This window comes from Eilatimonas milleporae (assembly GCF_003688555.1).
In the GTDB taxonomy this organism is placed as follows: Bacteria; Pseudomonadota; Alphaproteobacteria; order Sphingomonadales; family Kordiimonadaceae; genus Eilatimonas; species Eilatimonas milleporae.
In genome coordinates, this window is the sequence record NZ_REFR01000013.1 from 120,181 (window position 1) to 135,296 (window position 15,116).

12 protein-coding genes and 1 tRNA gene are annotated in these 15,116 nt (G+C 56.1%); 3 read left to right on the forward strand and 10 right to left on the reverse strand.

Features of this window, described 5'->3' with window-relative positions; all coding sequences use genetic code 11:
• Positions 1–4 precede the first annotated feature (4 nt).
• From BXY39_RS13565 to BXY39_RS13595, 7 genes are all read right to left on the reverse strand, one after another.
• Complete coding sequence (locus BXY39_RS13565) at positions 5–430, reverse strand: DUF1489 family protein (protein ID WP_121939429.1); 426 nt, start codon at positions 428–430, stop codon at positions 5–7.
• A complete protein-coding gene (locus BXY39_RS13570; RefSeq protein ID WP_121939430.1) occupies positions 427–1,236 on the reverse strand; it encodes a response regulator in 810 nt (269 codons plus the stop codon). Before BXY39_RS13570 ends, BXY39_RS13565 begins: the two co-directional genes overlap by 4 nt.
• 7 nt (positions 1,237–1,243) lie before the next feature.
• On the reverse strand, positions 1,244–2,686 hold the full coding sequence (mgtE, locus tag BXY39_RS13575; protein WP_121939431.1) for a magnesium transporter: 1,443 nt from the start codon (positions 2,684–2,686) through the stop codon (positions 1,244–1,246).
• Positions 2,687–2,948: 262 nt separating this feature from the next.
• The gene (locus BXY39_RS13580) at positions 2,949–4,577 is read right to left on the reverse strand and encodes a sensor histidine kinase (protein ID WP_121939432.1); all 1,629 of its coding nucleotides are present in this window, start codon (positions 4,575–4,577) and stop codon (positions 2,949–2,951) included.
• A gap of 13 nt (positions 4,578–4,590) precedes the next feature.
• Positions 4,591–5,367, reverse strand: a complete 777-nt coding sequence (locus BXY39_RS13585) for a phosphate/phosphite/phosphonate ABC transporter substrate-binding protein (RefSeq protein WP_211332252.1) — start codon at positions 5,365–5,367, stop codon at positions 4,591–4,593.
• A gap of 82 nt (positions 5,368–5,449) precedes the next feature.
• Entirely contained in the window at positions 5,450–8,080 is a 2,631-nt protein-coding gene (locus BXY39_RS13590; protein ID WP_121939434.1) for a bifunctional diguanylate cyclase/phosphodiesterase, read from the reverse strand.
• Between the two features lie 490 nt (positions 8,081–8,570).
• Complete coding sequence (locus BXY39_RS13595) at positions 8,571–10,037, reverse strand: LytR/AlgR family response regulator transcription factor (RefSeq protein WP_170163844.1); 1,467 nt, start codon at positions 10,035–10,037, stop codon at positions 8,571–8,573.
• A gap of 210 nt (positions 10,038–10,247) precedes the next feature.
• On the opposite strand from BXY39_RS13595, the gene BXY39_RS13600 reads away from it, so the two are divergent.
• Together BXY39_RS13600 and BXY39_RS13605 are read left to right on the forward strand one after the other, a co-directional pair.
• Positions 10,248–11,771 (forward strand): alpha/beta fold hydrolase, encoded by a 1,524-nt coding sequence (locus tag BXY39_RS13600; RefSeq protein WP_211332253.1) that lies wholly within the window; start codon positions 10,248–10,250, stop codon positions 11,769–11,771.
• A 199-nt stretch (positions 11,772–11,970) separates the two neighbouring features.
• On the forward strand, positions 11,971–12,480 hold the full coding sequence (locus BXY39_RS13605; RefSeq protein ID WP_121939436.1) for a nuclear transport factor 2 family protein: 510 nt from the start codon (positions 11,971–11,973) through the stop codon (positions 12,478–12,480).
• A gap of 974 nt (positions 12,481–13,454) precedes the next feature.
• On the opposite strand, the gene BXY39_RS13610 is transcribed toward BXY39_RS13605, so the two are convergent.
• Positions 13,455–13,542 (reverse strand) — tRNA-Leu (locus tag BXY39_RS13610).
• A 134-nt stretch (positions 13,543–13,676) separates the two neighbouring features.
• Positions 13,677–13,913, reverse strand: a complete 237-nt coding sequence (locus BXY39_RS19745) for a FliM/FliN family flagellar motor switch protein (RefSeq protein WP_245999216.1) — start codon at positions 13,911–13,913, stop codon at positions 13,677–13,679.
• 160 nt (positions 13,914–14,073) lie between these two features.
• Between BXY39_RS19745 and lipB the strand changes: the two genes are divergently transcribed.
• On the forward strand, positions 14,074–14,802 hold the full coding sequence (lipB, locus tag BXY39_RS13620; RefSeq protein WP_121939438.1) for a lipoyl(octanoyl) transferase LipB: 729 nt from the start codon (positions 14,074–14,076) through the stop codon (positions 14,800–14,802).
• A 27-nt stretch (positions 14,803–14,829) separates the two neighbouring features.
• On the opposite strand, the gene BXY39_RS13625 is transcribed toward lipB, so the two are convergent.
• On the reverse strand, positions 14,830–15,114 hold the full coding sequence (locus BXY39_RS13625; RefSeq protein ID WP_121939439.1) for an acylphosphatase: 285 nt from the start codon (positions 15,112–15,114) through the stop codon (positions 14,830–14,832).
• Positions 15,115–15,116 lie beyond the last annotated feature (2 nt).

A 15,116-nucleotide genomic window follows, 5' to 3' on the forward strand; every position in this document is an offset into this window, starting at 1 on the left:
GCCTTTACAACAGCCCCAGGCCTTCAAGCTCGCGGCGCATGTCATCCGGCAGACTGTCCGCGCCTGCAACCTCTTTGGCATCGGGCGGTGCGTCTTCCGGCCTCAGATAACGCCAGCCTTGAAATGCCCGTTTGGGGCGCGCCTCCACGGCGACCGGGCCCGGCGCCACACAGATATGACAAAATCGTCTGCCGTCCGTCTCGACCGTCCGGATGTCCAGGATGGGCGACCGTCCCGCAACCCGCCCCCGGATAACCCAATACAGGGATCCGCCCTGCAGCAGCTCATCCATGCGTTTGGGCGTCATCCGGGTACGAATGCGAACCATCGGACCGATATCCGGATCCTGTTCCACCCGGCCATGCAATACGGACCTGAGATGGTCCAGCGTGTCCACACCCACGGCAAGTTTGATCAGATGCAGGCTCACAGCACGTCCATTGAATCTTCAAACCAGTCATATGCGGCAAAGGGTTTCAGTGTCTCAACCCCTGCCAGGACAAAACGCTCATCCAGTGCCCATTCGTCAAAACACCGCAGCAAGGGCCAGACATCCTTGGCCCAGGGCCGGTTCAACCCCCTCAGCAGCGCGGTGACATAGTCGGGAAACCGCAGATAATCGCCAACGTGAACACTTGCATCGATCACCAGTTTCGAGATGCGCGCCAATATGAACAGGCGTTCGATCAGACGCTCGCCATACCCGGACGACACCTCTGCCAGTTCACCGGTAATTCGCGATGTCACCATGTCCAGAATATCCTGGCGTATGATCAGCATATCATGGAGACCGCATGTACTGTCCCCTTTCATCCTGTTTGCCTGAACGAGGGCACGGCGGCGCAGATCTTGCGGCAATCCTGAAAAGCCGCTTGCCATCCAGAAAGAAATACGACTTTTGAGGTGTTCGACCCCCGCGCCCTTGATAAGAAAATCATCCCCGCCCGAGCGCAGCCCCCCGCGCAGAATATCCAGATCGTCATATCCGGTGAAATAAAGAAAGGGCTGGGTTTTAAGCCCCGCCTCCCGCAGCCTGACGGCCAGATCAAAACCACCCTGTCCCGGCATCTGCACATCGGAAATGATCAGAGCCGGCGGGGTGCGCCCGGCAAGGGCAACGGCATCGTCCGCCGTGGCGGCCACGGCAGCCTCAAGTCCCAGGCCGTGCACGGCCAGTGCGTTCAGTTTCAACAGAACGGGGTCGTCATCGACCAGCAAAACAGGCCCGGCCTCCATATCCACCTCAAAACAGCCAGAGCGCCGCCAGGCCGAGAAAGGCGAAGAAGCCGATAACGTCGGTTATGGTGGTCACGAACACGCTGGAGGCGATCGCCGGATCGATACCAACACGGGCAAGCCCCATCGGCACCAGAAGGCCGAACATACCGGCAACCAGAAGATTGAAAATCATGGCGGCGGCAAACACGCCGCCCAAACCCGGACTGCCGAACCAGAGCCAGGCCAGCAGGCCTGAAATCACGGCCAGCAAAACGCCGTTGCCAAGGGCGATCATAAGCTCGCGCTTCAGGATTCGGGCGGCGTTGGTGGCACTCAACTCCTTTGTAGCCAGGCCACGGACCGCCACCGTCATGGTCTGTGTGCCGGCATTGCCCCCCATGGAGGCAACAATGGGCATCAGCACGGCAAGGGCGACCATCTGCTCAATGGCGGCATCGAACAGACCGATCACGACAGACGCCAGAACCGCTGTCGCCAGGTTGACCAGAAGCCAGGTAAAACGTCCGCGCGTCACCTCAAACAGGGATTCATTCACACTGGCGGATTCTCCCACCCCGGCAAGGGCAAGAATATCCTCCTGGGCCTCTTCCTCGATCACCTCGACAATATCGTCCACCGTCACGACACCGACAAGCCGTTGGCTCTCGTCGACCACCGCCGCCGAAATCAGGTGATATTTGGTAAAGGCATAGGCCACCTCTTCCTGATCCGCCGTCGCCTCGATGACATGGGGCTTTTTTTCCATGATATGGCCAAGGGCGACACCCCGCTGATTACGCATCACCCGCGACAAGGGTACGGTACCGACCGGTTTGTGTGCCGGATCGACCACGAAAATATCGTAGAAATCGTCAGGAATGTCGGCATCGTCGGACCGCAACAGATCGATTGTCTGACCGACGGTCCAGAATTCCGGCAGGGCGATCAGATCCCGCTGCATCAAACGCCCGGCGGAATCCTCCGGGTAGCTCAGGCTCTCCTCGATAGCGACACGGTCATCCGCCGAGAGGGCGCGCAGCACCTCCTCACGGTCCTCGTCCCGCAGGTCTTCAAGAACATAGACGGCCTCATCCGTTTCCAGTTCGGTAACGGCATCGGCGATCTGGGTATTGGGCGTGATCTCGTAAAGGTCCCCGCGCGCCTCGCCTTCAATCTCATGAAAGAGTTCGGGGTCGATATCGGACTGGATCAGGTTGAGAAGCTTGCGCCGTTCCCGCGCCGGCAACACCTGTAGCAGATCGGCCATGTCGGCCGCATGGAGGTCATCGCAAATCTGGCGGGCGCCGGCTGCGTCCTCTGCGCGCACAGCCTCCAGAAGTTTGTCGACGAATTCCCGACTGAGGTGGACATCCTTGGCCACGGTCGCATCATCGGCTGCGGGGGATGTCATCTGGTCATGCGTTTTTTCGGGGCCGGGCCCATCCGGCCTCAACTGCGTTTCCGACATGCCCCTTCTCCCTTATCCGTATGATGCGGTTTCCCGCATGACCGGACTTTCGTGCCGCCCCGTCACGCTGTAATGTACGTCATGCTGTAATGACAGTCATTTTCACAAGCCGGCAGACCGGTGCCCCGCACAACCTTCCTGCCGCAATACGGCATAGTCTCACACTTTGGCAAGAGGCGGCGAGATGGAAGTGAATAACACGCTGAACAATAAGCGCGACCGCCACGGTGCGGCGCGCTTTTCGGCGTCTTTCCAAATGCTCTCAGGTCCGCTCCAGCAGACCCTGGTCATGGTCGGGGACGGTTCCGTCCGCATCGCAGGACAGGGGACAGGTAATCTTGAAGCAAGTACCGTGACCCGCCGTGCTTTCACAGAGAATACGGCCCTTGAGAAGCTGGACCGTCAGATTGTAAACGATATTCAGGCCAAGGCCGGTTCCACCACTCTCCCGGCTGGTGGTGAAAAAAGGGTCGAAAATCCGGTTGATATTGTCCTCTGGGATACCCTTGCCATCGTCGCGGAACTCGATGGTAAAAACCGCATCGTCGCTTGTTGTGTCAATCGTCATGCATCCGGCCTGACGGTCGCCATAGGCATGGCGGACGGCATTGACAACCAGATTGGTGATAATCTGGGAAATCGCACCGGGATATGAATCGATCTCGATCCCCGGATCTCCGGTCACGGTCACCTCATGCCGCTTTCCGCGCAGCACCGGGGCAAGACTGACAACCAGTTCCGCGATATAATCCTTCAGATTGAAGAGACGCCTTTCCTGATTGGTCCTGTCGACGGCAACCTGTTTGAAACTGCTGATCAGCGCGGAAGCACGGTTGAGATTGTGCAGGATAATTTCACTGGCCTGCATGCTGGTGTCCATATAGGCTTGCAAATCCTCCTTGCCCGCTGTGCCGCCTGCCATGGCTCCGTTGAAATCCGCCGTTTCTTCCTGAAGATACGATGCCGCCGTCAAGCCGACGCCGACGGGGGTGTTGATCTCGTGCGCGACACCGGCAACCAGCCTGCCGAGCGAAGCCAGTTTTTCCTGTTCGATCAACTGGTCACGCGTCTCCCTGAGGGCAGCAATCGTCTTCTTCAGGTGCCGGTTGGCCAGATCCGACTGGTGTGTCCGCGCTGCAACTTTCTTTTCGAGATTTTCATACAGGTCCTTCAGATCACTGGACATTCTGTTCATGACCGAGGCCGTGGTGCCCAATTCGTCCCGCGACAGGATGTCAATCTGATAGCCCAGTTCTCCATGCGCCAGTTTGTTGGCGCCGTCCTTCAGCAAAGTCAGCTGGCGCGTCAGGACCCGCCCGATCAACAGAGCGAAAACAGCGACCAAAGCGAGATTGGCGAGAGCGATAAGGGACATACGTGTCAGGGCATCCGACTGTGCCTTGGCAACCGAGTACCGCGACAGGGAGACATCCACGCGTCCGAAAACGGCCCCGGCCACGACAACCGGTTGCGACACCGCGATGACACCGTCTCTGACAGTATGGTCCAGGAAACCGATGCCCCAGCTTTGCGCCGGGGTCAGTCCAATGGCCGCACCGTTCTCGGTACCTTGCCTCGAACCGGTCTCGCCATCGGCCCCCGCGCTGATGGCCTGTGCCAGCAAATCGCCACGATCATCCACGAAACGGGCGAAAACGATATCCCGGTCCCGGACCGCTTCATCAAGAATAGCCGACAGGGTTGCCAGGTCTTCGGCGATGATCGCTTCGTGTCCGGCCGTGGCCAGCAGGCGCGCGGTGGCACGCGCACGTTTTTCCAGTTGTATACCGGCGGACTCCGTCAGGGCTTCCAGCCCGCTGAACACAAGGGCGCCGAGCAGAAGGACCTCGATAAGTGCAATGCCCAGGAGGATTTTCAGACGAAAAGACATTGTCCCGGTCCTCTCAGGGCTGGTTCAGAATGCGATCAAGGTTGAGGGCGCGCACATCGTCCCAGTCGGCATCCCCGGCCTCCTCGAACCCCGGGAAACGGTTCAGGGCAAGCAGCTGCCGCCCTTCCACGGAAGCATCCAATGCCAGCAGCGCCTGTAGCAATGCCCGTCTGACATCCGAGCCAATGCGGGGATGCGTGGCAATCGCATGGGCCGTATAATCGGGCGTCTCATGCAGAATTCTCAATTGATCGGTGATTTCGTCGGGCATGGCGCGGAATGTCCGGGGTACACCGCCACCCGCCGGCAGTCGACCCACCGCCACCAGTTGGTAAACCGAGTCCTGAAACCCGACAAACTGCGCCGAAATATCGATCCCTCTGCGCCGGAACTCGGCCCTGTTCAACAGTGTTGCCGCAAAGGCACCCCCGGTCGAAAAAGCCACGGTGTGGCCAGCCAAGTCATCCAGCGTTTTGAATGCGCTGTCATGCCGGACGATGATCAGGCCACGGATACGCTTGTTCTTCTGCCGGGCAAGGGCCCGGTATCCGGGATGCTCGTTGGACACCGTAAATGTATACGGGTTCATATAAGCGATATCATATAGACCCTGCCCGAGCCGTTCCTCGAAGATCGCCACGGTCTTTGCCGTTCTCAAACGGATGACGAAGCCGGTCTCGGCTCCCAGCCGTTGGATAAAAGGCACCCATGCCGCCGCCAGACGCGCCGGCGACACCTGCGGCACAACACCAAATGTCAGATCTTTGCGTTCGCCCTCTGCCGCAGCCACGCCCGCTGAATGATACAGCAGGACAAATCCGGCGATAAGACAGGAAGCCCGCCACCACGGACCCGATCGCCCAAAGTATTTATCAATTTTTTTCATACACTTGGCCGGCGGCCAGCAATGCCTGAAAATCCTCGCTGGGCATTGGGCGGCCGAACAAATAGCCCTGACCTTCCTGACACCCCTTTTCAGCGAGAAAAGCGGCCTGGTCGGGCTTTTCGATCCCTTCCGCCACCAGCTTCAAATTCAAGCTGTGACCAAGGGAAATGATCGCATTCGCCACTACGCTTGCATCCTGATTTTCCAGAATGTCCGTCACAAAGGACCTGTCGATTTTGATCTTGGTCAGCGGCAGACGCCGTAAATATGCGAGCGACGAATACCCGGTGCCGAAATCATCGATTGCCACGCCGACACCCAGCTTTTTCAGGGAAGCGAGCATTTCGACAATGATGTCCATCTCCTGCATCACCGTCGTCTCCGTGATCTCCAACTCCAGAATTTCAGGTTCCAGCCCGGTGGATTGCAGAATCCGGTCTATAATGTCGCCCAGATCGCCGTTACGGAACTGGGCCGCCGAGACGTTCACCGCTATATTGTCAAGGCCCAGGCCCGCCTGGCGCCATCTCTGGGCCTGGGCACAGGCGGTCTCCAGCACCCATTCGCCTATGCGGGATATCAGACCGCAACGCTCGGCGATCGGGATAAATTCCATTGGCGGGATCATTCCGCGATCCGGATGGTGCCAGCGGATCAGTGCTTCCGCCCCGACAATCCGGCCACTCTCGAATGAAATTTTCGGCTGGTAGTAAAGATCCAGCTTGTCATTATCCAGGGCATGACGGATTTCATTCTCAAGAAAACGCCGTTCCAGTATCCTTTCATGCATGACGGCATCATAGAAATGGTATGTATTCCGGCCATCGTCCTTGGCCTGATACATGGCCAGATCAGCATTTTTCTGCAATTCCGTCGGATCAAGGGAATCATCGGGAAATGTGGTGATCCCGATCGAACAGCCGACCTGCAACACCGTCTTGTCGTACCGGAAATGCGCGGCCATACAGTCGACAATCCGCTGCGCAAGAATCGCCGCTGAGTCAAGTTCCCCCAGATCCGGCGCGATGACGGCGAATTCATCGCCCCCCAGCCGCACAACGGTATCGCAGGACCGTACCGTTTCCTTCAGCCGCGTGGACACATCTTTCAGCAGCAGATCGCCGACATCGTGGCCGTATACGTCATTGACTTCCTTGAACATGTCCAGGTCGATCTGCAACAGGGCTACTTTCTTGCCGCTGCGTCTGGCCGCTTCAAGCTCACGTGGAAGCCGTTCCTGAAAATAGAAGCGGTTCGGCAGGTGGGTCAGGGCATCGTGATGCGCCATGTATTCGACCCGTTCCTGGGCACGTTTGGACTCCGTGATATCTCGGCCGTAAATATTGACATAATCGGCCTCGACCACGGGTGCCATGGTCAGCTCGAAAATCCTGTCATCACAGGTCACTTCTATTTCCGACTGCCGCCCGCTTTTGAAAACGTATTTCAAACGGTGTCGCCATACGGGGGGAATTTTCTGGCCGACACCAGCACCCCAAACGTCCAACAGGGGACTGGAGCGCCCATTGGCGTAAAGAATGACCCCGTCGGATGAAATCCGCAGCACCGGATTTGGCGCTTCGGCAGGCAGACGCGCAAGGATTTCGGCCGCTTTTTCGGCTTCTTCGCGGACAGTGATTTCGGTCAGAAGATTATCCTGCAAATGCAGGTTTTCGAAGGCGATCGAAACATTCCGGCAAAACAGGTCGAGCAATTCATGCGTCTTGCCCTGCTCCTGCATATCCCCCTTCACACAGAGAATATTTTCCGAGCCGCTTTCCGTGCGGAAATAGGCGATATAGATTTTTCCGGGCTCAAAGCGATGAGACCGGTTCCGGCGCGCATTCTCGATCGCCTCAAGGATATCGGGATCAAGCACATTTTTCCCGTCCCGCCCGACAAAGGGCGCAAACCGCCCTGTCGCGGCAACGATTTCAACCTTCGCATCATTGGGGACAGCCGCCAGCCCGTCAGCATGGCAATATACCGCTTCGGGTTCGAGAAACAGCAGGGAAGTCAATTGCTCCAGAACGCCCTGGGCAAAATTGCTCAGAGCCCGTGTTTTGAAAATAGCGGCAGACGCCTCGATAACGGATTTCAGGCCCATGCGGTTTATATCCAGCGCCCTGATATCGCGATATGCCCTGAGAGCGGCATACATGGCCGTAAACAGTTTCTGGGCCGTCAGCTCGGTTTTTTCCTTGTAGTCATTGATGTCATATTCGGCGATCACACTGCGCTCCGGCGCCTGTCCCGGCTGCCCGGTCCGCAGAATGATCCGGATGTTGCCATTGCCCATTTCATTCCGGATCTGTTCGACCAGGCGCAGGCCCGCATCGTCCGTTTCCATGACGACATCGATGATCGCGACTGCGATATCGGGATTCGCCTCGATCATCGCGGCCGCCTCGGCCGCCGAATAGGCGTTCAGGAAACTCAGCCTTTTTCCGCCGAACTGGAAACGGGCAAGCGCCATCTGGGTGACGGTGTGGATCTCGGGTTCATCGTCGACAATCAGCAGTTTCCACGTATCGGACGCTCTTCCGGTCGCGGTGTTTTCAGACCCGCCCTTCTGCGTGTCACCGGACGATGAGACGCCTGAAAGCCTTAAATTCACCGACTGTCTCCCGTGTGGATAGACACAGGAAAATGGCTGCGGCAAAGGTCGTTACGATATGGTAATGAGATGAACAACCTAAGGAAGCAGTAAATATACTGAATCAAAAGTCCGGTGCTCTCATGCAAGAAGGCGCGTATAAGATGACCATGCCAAATATTTTCTTTATATGTATGCAGCATGTTTTTCACCGAAATCACGTCAATTCATGGGGCTTACATAAACCTTCCACAAATCGCCCCAAAAGCATTCAACTCCCTTGAAATACTTTTTGTTATTACTGAAATATCTCAATTCACGTTAAAGCCGGCGTCAAGGCCGTGACAGTCCGGCATTCGCGAAGCGACCCATTTCGTTCGAAAGTGCAAAAAGCGCCCGGCCGGAAATCAGCCCCAGGTATCATTTTTCAGCCATGAGGGGCGTACCCTCATAAAAGGGCAGAACATGGGATGCGTTCGGGGCATGACGGGGCCGTTTACGGACCCGATCCCTATTTCAGCGCCAGACGGACCTTCGGCATAACCCGGCGGCTCACGGGCACGGATATCCCGCTGGCCAGCATCAGCCGTCCCGTACCGGTCGGTTCCCTTTCAAGAGTTCTGACATAGGCTGTATTGACCAGATGCGATCTGTGAACCCTGAGAAACGTTGCCGGCAGACTTTCTTCCAGTTCTGCAAGACTGGCCGAATGGAGCAGCGACCGTCCGTCCGCCAATCTGATCTCCACATACCCGCCGACACCATGGCAATCGGTGATCTGATCGGCCGGCACCCTGTCGATTTTTCCGGCGCCGTTGATGGTAATTTGCGGGACATCGGTACGCGCCCGTGCCTGCTCCAAAGCCATTTCCAGCTTGTTTGCGCGGGCCTCTCCATGCCTGCGGCGATCTTCTTCCCGTGCGAATGCAAGCGCCTGTTCAGCGAACAGAAACGCCAGAAACGCGGCAACGCTGTAAAAGAATACGGTGTCGAGGAAATGATCGGGAAACGACAGAGTGATCAGGATAAATGCCATGAAAGCCAGAAGATGCCGCAGGGCCCCCTGCCGGCGTTTCAAAGTCCAGAACACCAGTACCGGCACACATGTGAGGATCGGCATCAACATCGCTGCGGCCGCCTTTTGGTCAAAGCCGTCCGGCTGCAAGATGCCGGCAACACTGACAACGGCAAGGCCAAGCCCCAATAGCATGACTGGCGTGTGCTCCCTGGACGGACGCGCCATAAATTTACCGAGGGCATGCCCCGCCACGCAGACACCGAACCCCATCGAAAAGAGTACAATCAAAATCAGGCGGATATCGTGAAAGGGATAAAGATAGGGCACAAGTCCGCGTGAAACTTCCGTCAGCAACTGGCCGGCCGCGAACAGTGACATCAGGCACAGCATCAGGGCATTGCCGCGGTCCCGGCCCCTGATCGCGGTTATACCGAAATACAGCCCGCCGACGACAAAAGCGCCGAAAGTGATCAGCGACGGCCAGTAATGCCTTAGGAAAGGAGCCATCGGCGGCCCCGCCGGCCCGATTGCGACCCTGTGTATCGGATGCGACAATCCGAGATATCCGTGGTGGGAAGACAGCCGCAGGACGATATCATTCCGTCCGGTCCGGAACAGGGACTGCGGCGCATGGAAAACGGCATCCATCACCCCGGGCGCTTCATCCGTCTTGCCATATCCGGGAAGGCCGTTGCGGCCGATATACGTCCCGTTCAGATAGACTTCGCTGGACATCTTGGCGGATATGAAAACTGCAAGCGGTGCGCCCTTCCCGTCTTCTATCCTGTCCAGCATCAACGCCGTCTTGACCCATACCATACGGCCTTGGGGATCTATTTCTGCCATGCTGACCGTCCGGCAGTCCGGCGCGTCAAAATCCGGCACACCGGTATTATCTCCGCCGGCGTCCCCCGGACAGATGGTGACGGCATCGCCGTACCGGAGAAAGGCCTCAGCCATCACGGGGTGCTGCCCGGCCAACACCATCCAGAAAAGGGCATAAAAGCAAAAAACACGGTGTGTCATGGCAGCACCGTATACAGGTTTTGCCGCGACCGGACAGTGCCGTTCATCAGGTATTCGATACCGTTCGGAATTTTACCGGGGATACGGCCGCGACAATTGCCGCATGGTCCTGCCGGATAACACCGAAAACAGGACAGCCCTTCAATGACCATGCATCTTCTGACCGCTTCCATCCTTTTACTCGGTTCCGCCCTCACGGATATGCAGGCGCCCCGCATACAGGCGCGTGATACACAGACGTCCGATACACAGACGTCCGATACACAGGCATTCGGGCATCCGGACAGTCCCGCACATGAAACGGCCTTCACTTTCACGGCGGCCAGTGGGGACAGTGTGGAGGCATATCGCGGTCAGTTTCAGGTTCCGGAAAATCGCGGCAACGACCGCTCACGCCTGTTAAACCTTCAATATGTGCGTTTCCCGGCGATCGGCGATAAGACCGGTGTTCCCATCGTCTATCTGGCGGGCGGGCCGGGCGGTTCAGGCATTGCAACGGCGAAGCGCAACCGCTTTCCCCTCTTTATGGCCATGCGGGCCTACGGCGATGTCATTGCCCTGGATCAGCGGGGTACAGGCGCCTCCAACGACATTCCGGACTGTCGGTCATCGACCGTTCTCCCGGAAAATCAGGCGATTTCAGATGAACGCCACGCGGAACTGCATCGACAGGCCCTGCGTTACTGTCTGACCGTCTGGCATGACAGCGGTATCGATATCACAGGATACACAACACCGGAAAGCGTCGCGGATCTGGAAGCGCTGCGCCGCCATCTCGGCGTGGCCAAAATATCGCTTTGGGGAATTTCCTACGGCAGTCATCTTGCCCTGGCCGCCCTGAAAGAGATGGATGACCGTATCGACCGTGTGATCCTGGCCAGCGCGGAAGGCCTGGATCAAACCATCAAATATCCGGCCAGAACCGATGCCTATTTCAAACGTCTTCAAACGGCGATCAACCGCAATGCAGAAGACAGGGCGGACTTTCCCGATATTCTGACACTGATACGCCGGGTCCATGACCAGCTTGAGAAAACGCCTCTTACACTGTCCCTGCCCCAACAAAATGGCCCGACCGTGGATATGGTGTTCCAGCGGCGGGACATGCAGCGGATCGCATCCGGCATGATTTCCGACCCGGTACGGGCGGTAAGGCTTCTGCATCTCTATGCCGCACTGGATGCGGGCGAGACCGGCCCGCTTGTCCGCCTTCTCCAACGCTGGTACAATTCGGGAGAACCGATTTCCTTTAATGCCATGTCCATTGCCATGGATCTTGCCTCGGGCATTGGCGGCAAACGCCGCGCCCTTGTGGAACATCAGGCTGAAACGGCCCTGCTCGGCCCCTATCTGAATTTCACTCTTCTGTTGACCGATGCGGCCCCCGCGTTCGATCTCGGCGATACATTTCGCCAGGCCCCGGTGTCGGCTGTACCGACACTGCTGTTCAGCGGTACGCTTGATGGACGAACATATCTGGAAAGTCAGCGTGAAGCGGTCTCAGGATTATCGAACCGCACTGAAATCACGGTCAGAAATGCCGGGCACAATCTGTTCATGTCCTCTCCCCGTGTCGGTGAAATCATGGCTCGTTTCATGGCAGGGTCTCCCATCACCGAAACAGAGATCGTCATCCCCCTGCCCCGCTTCGGCCTTCCGGCCCGCTGACGCGGCACTGGGCGCGCTCACCCCGAACGACACGCCCCGACACACACAATTCTCTATGTATTGAGTTCAGCAGACATAAAACCACCGGGATACTCACATCCGGTCTTTGGTATCATCATGCCGTGAAACCAATTTTATTGTGAGATTTCAGCCGACGGTTTTCGTAGGGTTTTCTTTCCTTCATCAATGGAAAAGGTCAATGCGGACATCCCATATACGTCTTTGCCTGGCGGCCCTGCTCGCCACCGGTCTTACGGTCTGCTTCGCGGCCCTGAGCGACGACAGCCACGACGGGAAACCCCCCTTTGATTTCGTCGCCCTGATGACAAGGGTGTCCGAGGGGTGGACGGCCCATGACACCGATCTTGCTCTCAGCGCTTTCGCAGATGACGCGCTTTACACGGAACCGCCGAACTTTCAGATATACCGGGGTATCGACGAACTCCGTATTTTCTTCGACCGCATTACACCCGGTGCCACCATGAAATGGCACAATCTGTGGTTTGACGACGCCACGGGGTTCGGTGCCGGCGAATATTCCTTCAAAAACGGCGGACGGACAACAGCGGTTCACGGTGTGGCCGTCGTAAAGGTGGAAAATGGAAAAATCCGCATCTGGCGCGAATACCAGCGTCGCGGGGACATAGAATTTGATGATTTCCACAATCCGGATGGCAAGGCGTGGGAAACAACGGTTGACGATCTGTGATTGTCTAAGGCCGCAATCGGCTTTACATATATAGAGCGCAAATTATGCTAATCACATATATGCAATAGATAATCATAATTGCGCGTTTTGGGTAGCGTGAGTTTCGATGTTACATATAGAATACAGTTCCTTTTAGCCTTTAAATGATCTAAATTGTGGGCAGTGGTGTATTCGTTAAAAAACATATGAGTGTATCAAATGAAAAGATTTGGAATGTTAAAATATATTCTACCAATTTTTCTGATAATATTTGGATGCTCAACAATTAGCCCATGGCTGCGCGTCACAATCGAACCACAAGGCAATGGTGTTTACATGGCAAACATCATGGTCGATAGAATGAAAAACATTGAGAATCAAAAGAAAGAATTAGAAAGACTGGGTTGGATTCGACAGAGAGTGGAAAAGAACGAAATATGCCCAAAAGGATATGAAATTATAGATCGCGAAGTAATCCCCATCAAAACTGGACCAATACAAGTTTTCAGTAATTATTATATATATTATAAATTATCATGTTTAAAAATTGGATAAATTCAATGTTAAATTTTGAAATAAATTATTAATCGAAAAAATTTATTATCATGGAACAAAGGAATAAATAAATCACAGAAAACTTTGCACATTAGTCTATGATAATTACTCGATTAGAAGATTGAATTCACAAACAGGTGTAGAGGGCAAATATCAATTCGTATTGACGCTAAGGAAATCTCATTCAACCTTGTTCATAGACAATTACCAAGACCCAAGTACAATTGAATTTATATAGATAGACACACCGAGCCAGTGCTTCCCATTCATATAAATATGCTCACAACTTATCCCTCTTGGTGCAAATTTGGTGCACAGAGCATAGAAACATATGGCCACATATGGCAACATTTGAGAATTACGACCGAGAGGAAACCACCAAAATCACGCTTTTAATCAATGATTTAGCCACATATGGCCACATATGACAAAAAGGGTTTTGGTGCGGACGAGAAGACTCGAACTTCCACGGGCTCATCGCCCACAGCGACCTCAACGCTGCGCGTCTACCAATTCCGCCACGTCCGCCTGATCGTGGCGTGGGGATAGCAAATTCGTATTTGCCCTGCAAGGGGATTATGGCGCATTCGGTACAGGGCTGTCGCAAAGATGGAACGGCGCAATAAATACATCCGCCGAAACAGGGGCAGGATCGCCAGGCCTTAAACCTGCAACTGGCTCATCATCCGGGTGATGGACACACCCACTTTGTCACCGACGATCATCACTTCGCCCCGGGCGATCAGTTCGCCGTTTGCATAGACCCAGCATTCGTCCTCATGACGGGCATCCAGGTCAATCACGGCGCCCCGGCCCATCTTCAGCAACTGGCGGATCGGCATATGGGACCGGCCCAGCACAACTGTGATTTCAACGGTAACTCGATTGACGGCTTCCACAATGTCCCTCTTTTCCGGGCTCTTATGGTTTTCCCCACATGTCCCTGCATAGAACAATCGCGGGGGTCTGTCCAAAAAAAGCCTGCGCGGTTCCGGTTTCCTTGATGATTTGCACCGGTTTTTCTTGGGTTTGCGGTCGGACGGCATTATATGCCGTGGCATGACCGTGCATGAAAACAGCCTGGAATGGCGGATCAGCGATAGCCTCGTGTCTTATCCGGATGCGCTGGAAACAATGGAACGCCGCGTCGCGGCCATTCGGGCGGACGAGGCCAGCGAGCTTGTCTGGTTGCTGGAACACCCCCCCCTTTACACCGCAGGCACCAGTGCCCGGCCCTCGGACCTGAAAGACCCGCACCGGTTTCCCGTTTATGACGCCGGTCGCGGCGGACAATATACCTATCACGGCCCCGGTCAGCGTGTCGGGTATTTCATGCTGGATCTGCGCCGACGCGGTAAGGATGTACGCTGTTTCGTTCATCATCTGGAAGAAGTGATGATCAGAACCGTCGGTGCTTTCGGTGTTACGGCGGAACGGCGCGCCGGCCGTGTGGGCGTGTGGGTCACACGCCCCGGCGGTGTGGAAGAGAAAATCGGCGCGATCGGCGTGCGCGTGCGCAAGTGGGTGACCTTTCACGGGCTGGCGCTGAATGTGGACCCGGATCTCAGCCATTTTGGCGGCATTGTCCCATGCGGCATCGCCGACCACGGGGTCACCAGCCTGGCGGCTTTGGGATTGCCCGTCACGATGGATGATGTGGATGTGGTGCTGCGCCAGACTTTTGACGATATTTTCGGTATCGAGGCGCGGCCCATGCCGGAAGTCTGCGCGCAGGATGCCGCCCCGGACCCCTCACCGGAAACAACGCATCCTGTCTTTCAGATCTGACTGTACAGGACTTGCCGGATTGGGCTGTCAGACTGTCGGTTTGATATCGAAACGGGCAGCCGTCAGGCCTTTGGCCGGTTCTGCCGTTACCGTGTCGACCGCGGCCAACGTAGGCCCGTTGTGGCAGGCGGCGATCATCTTATCGACATCATCGCGGGAACCGACGAACAGGGCCTCGACACTGCTGTCCTGCCGATTGCGCACCCATCCGTGCAGATCGCGGGATTTTGCCTGAGACGCCACCCAGGCACGATAACTGACCCCTTGAACCCGCCCGGTGATGCACACCCGTACCGCTGTCCTTTCCCCCATGT

Excerpts from the sequence above, each read along its gene's own strand:
- BXY39_RS13570 (WP_121939430.1), bottom strand. The coding sequence starts at position 1,236 with ATGGAGGCCGGGCCTGTTTTGCTGGTCGATGACGACCCCGTTCTGTTG.
- mgtE (WP_121939431.1), bottom strand. The coding sequence starts at position 2,686 with ATGTCGGAAACGCAGTTGAGGCCGGATGGGCCCGGCCCCGAAAAAACG.
- BXY39_RS13580 (WP_121939432.1), bottom strand. The coding sequence starts at position 4,577 with ATGTCTTTTCGTCTGAAAATCCTCCTGGGCATTGCACTTATCGAGGTC.
- BXY39_RS13595 (WP_170163844.1), bottom strand. The coding sequence starts at position 10,037 with ATGGCTGAGGCCTTTCTCCGGTACGGCGATGCCGTCACCATCTGTCCG.
- BXY39_RS13600 (WP_211332253.1), top strand. The coding sequence starts at position 10,248 with ATGACCATGCATCTTCTGACCGCTTCCATCCTTTTACTCGGTTCCGCC.
- BXY39_RS13605 (WP_121939436.1), top strand. The coding sequence starts at position 11,971 with ATGCGGACATCCCATATACGTCTTTGCCTGGCGGCCCTGCTCGCCACC.
- lipB (WP_121939438.1), top strand. The coding sequence starts at position 14,074 with ATGACCGTGCATGAAAACAGCCTGGAATGGCGGATCAGCGATAGCCTC.
- BXY39_RS13625 (WP_121939439.1), bottom strand. The coding sequence starts at position 15,114 with ATGGGGGAAAGGACAGCGGTACGGGTGTGCATCACCGGGCGGGTTCAA.